Raw genomic sequence first — 2,640 nt, forward strand, 5'->3', positions numbered from 1 at the left:
ATCGCCGATCTTGAGATCGCCTATCTCCCCTATGGCGAGCTGGAACGGCACAAGGACGCAATTTCCCGGTTCGGGTCGGGCTTGAAAGCGATCAAGGCCATAGCCCGCACGTTACCCTGAAAATCGCTCCCTCACATTCCCGACGCTGGAGGCGCCAGCAGTCCGAGCCAGGCGACCAGTGCGAGGATCGCGATGGCACAGCCGCTTTCGATCAGGAGGCTTCGCCGCAGCGACCGGACGGCAGAGGAGCCATCACCTTCTTCCAACGCGGTTGCGAGCGCCGGCGTCAGGAAGAAGCGATTGGCCGCCGCCAGCAACAGCATCGCGCCGAAAAGCAGCAATTTCCCCAAGAGCAGTGCACCATAGAGGCTCGTAAAGAGCATCCCCAGTTTTGATGGACCGATCAATACCCAACTGTTCACTAGGCCCGAGAGGATGAGCAGGCAGACCACGATCGAGCCGACCCTGGCAAAGCCGTCCAAGGCCCGGTGCGAAAGGTGGATATGATCCTTGGCCATGCGGGCCGCCGGGCGAAAAATGAGAAGGCACAAGGCACACAGCGCCCCGATCCATATCCCGGCAGCTAGAAGATGGATGATGTCAGCGCCCAGGTGAACCCAACCAAGCGTGCCTTCATCCGCCGCCCCGTGACCCGTCCATGCCAGCGTCGCGAGGGCAACACCGGCTGTGATCGAAAGCGCTGTCAAAGCAAATTTCGGCCGTCGCCATCCCACGATCGAAAAATAGAGCATCAACAAGAGCGCGGCTATACGCACCTGCCACACGGTGCCGGTGGTCGTTCCCGAGATCACCATGTTAACCGTCGCCCGATCAATCTCGCCGATCGGGACGCCTCCCATAGATGCCGCCAGCACCATCATGCCCAAAATCGACAATCCAATGCCGATCAGGGCGATGGTGGCGAGGATGGGACGGAAGCGCAGGACCGAGCCGGATTTCCGCTCGGCCCCGCGCAACGTATAGAGCCCGAACATCGGCAGCCCAAAGAGAAGCATGAGGTCAAGATAAAGACCCAGCCTGACGGCAATCGCCACCATGTCCGGCATGGGCGTTACTTGACCTTGAAGGTGTAGCTGCCCTGGATGCGATGCGTGTCGGCGGACACGACATGATAATCCACTTTGTAAGTGCCGGCCGACAGCGGCTTTGCGAAGGTCGCAGCGAGGGTCTTGCCGTCGGGAGCAAGGGTGGCCTTGACGCCGTTGATCTTCATCGGCCCCATCTTCATGCCCGGCATCTCCGTCATGGTGAGGTCGATGCCAGAAAATTGTGCAACGAGCGCTTCGGTAAAGACGAGCTGGATCTTTGTCGGGGCTGCCACCATTGCATCGGCTGCGGGCGATGCCGTTGCCAGTTTGGGATGCGCCTGCGCGGCGGTAGCGACAACAGCAGAAGCGGCCAGGGCGACCGCGAAGATTGCTTCTCGAAACATCGATTTCTCCATTGGCGGCGGTACTGCCGACACAGCCAATTACGCATGGCGGCGGGAGACCCCTCATTGATGCAGCCATATTTATTTGAGGCGCGATCCATCCGGCGGCACGTCAGGACGCGTCCATCAATGATTTTTGCATTCCGTGAGGGATGATTACGACCTGTGCGTATGACCAAATGGATGGGCACGAAATCACCTCTCGCCCAAGAGCATTTGCTGGGGAGGACGCAATGACAGATTCCAGGGCAGCAGGATGGAAGCGGCATTTGCCGAGCGGCCGGTTCATTGCTGTAGCGGCGCTTGCAGTCGGCGCGATCGGTGGCGCCATGGTGTATGCGGGAGTCTACAATATCGGCGCCGACGCGCCGCATAGCAAACCCGTCTACTGGATAATCGACCAATTGCGGGAGCGCTCGATCGCTGTCCGGTCGCGCAACATCGTCGTTCCGGCCAATTTGATGGAGGTGAAGCGCCTCCAGAGCGGGGCCGGGCTCTACACGGAGATGTGTAGCGGGTGTCACCTCGCACCGGGCATGGAAAGGAGCGAAATCAGCCAAGGTTTGTATCCCAGCGCGCCAGAACTCTTCCGCAACCAGGAACACTCGGCGAAGGAGCAATTCTGGATCATCAAGCACGGCGTCAAGCTGACCGCCATGCCGGCATGGGGCAAGACGCATAGTGATGAACTGATCTGGGATATGGTCGCCTTTGTCCGGCAATTGCCGAAAATGTCGGCGGCACAGTATCAAGCCGCCATCGCCAGCGCACCCGAAGATCATGACGCGATGATGAAGGACATGCCCGGCATGGCGAAACCGATGCCGTAGAGCGCACGGGTCTGTCGACGCACGAACGGCCCGTGAACAGACACCGATTTCCAGCTTGAGCGGTGAAAGTTAAGATAGGCTGGTCGGAACGTCGAAAGGCGAGATTGAATGATGGGAATTCGTGATGACTACAGACCTTGATGGGCTTTTGAGCCGCCTTCGCACCGACCCCGTTCATCCTGGACTTGCAGGATTGGAGGAGGCTGTCTTCAAACGGCTCGCGGCGCGACCGCAAGTCTCAATAGCCGCGCAACTAAGAGTGGGCATGACCGCGGCCTTTGCTGCGGTGCTGTTGGGTGTCGCCAGCACGGGTTTTACGCCGCCCGCTGAAGCATCCGCACCTTGTCCCCTTTCCGG

The 2,640-nt window shown here is 59.7% G+C and carries 4 protein-coding genes; 2 read left to right on the top strand and 2 right to left on the bottom strand.

Annotated elements, in window-relative coordinates:
* Positions 1 to 131: 131 nt before the first annotated feature.
* Together copD and copC are read right to left on the bottom strand one after the other, a co-directional pair.
* On the bottom strand, positions 132 to 1,058 hold the full coding sequence (gene copD / locus HWN72_RS30095; protein ID WP_248006483.1) for a copper homeostasis membrane protein CopD: 927 nt from the start codon (positions 1,056 to 1,058) through the stop codon (positions 132 to 134).
* A 14-nt stretch (positions 1,059 to 1,072) separates the two neighbouring features.
* A complete protein-coding gene (gene copC / locus HWN72_RS30100) occupies positions 1,073 to 1,465 on the bottom strand; it encodes a copper homeostasis periplasmic binding protein CopC (protein WP_305798397.1) in 393 nt (130 codons plus the stop codon).
* 221 nt (positions 1,466 to 1,686) lie between these two features.
* Between copC and HWN72_RS30105 the strand changes: the two genes are divergently transcribed.
* A complete protein-coding gene (locus tag HWN72_RS30105) occupies positions 1,687 to 2,283 on the top strand; it encodes a cytochrome c (protein WP_211152245.1) in 597 nt (198 codons plus the stop codon).
* 124 nt (positions 2,284 to 2,407) lie between these two features.
* A partial coding sequence (locus tag HWN72_RS30110) for a hypothetical protein (RefSeq protein WP_211152246.1) occupies positions 2,408 to 2,640 on the top strand: 233 nt, incomplete at its 3' end.

The organism is Novosphingobium sp. HR1a, from assembly GCF_015594425.1.
Lineage (GTDB): Bacteria > Pseudomonadota > Alphaproteobacteria > Sphingomonadales > Sphingomonadaceae > Novosphingobium > Novosphingobium resinovorum_A.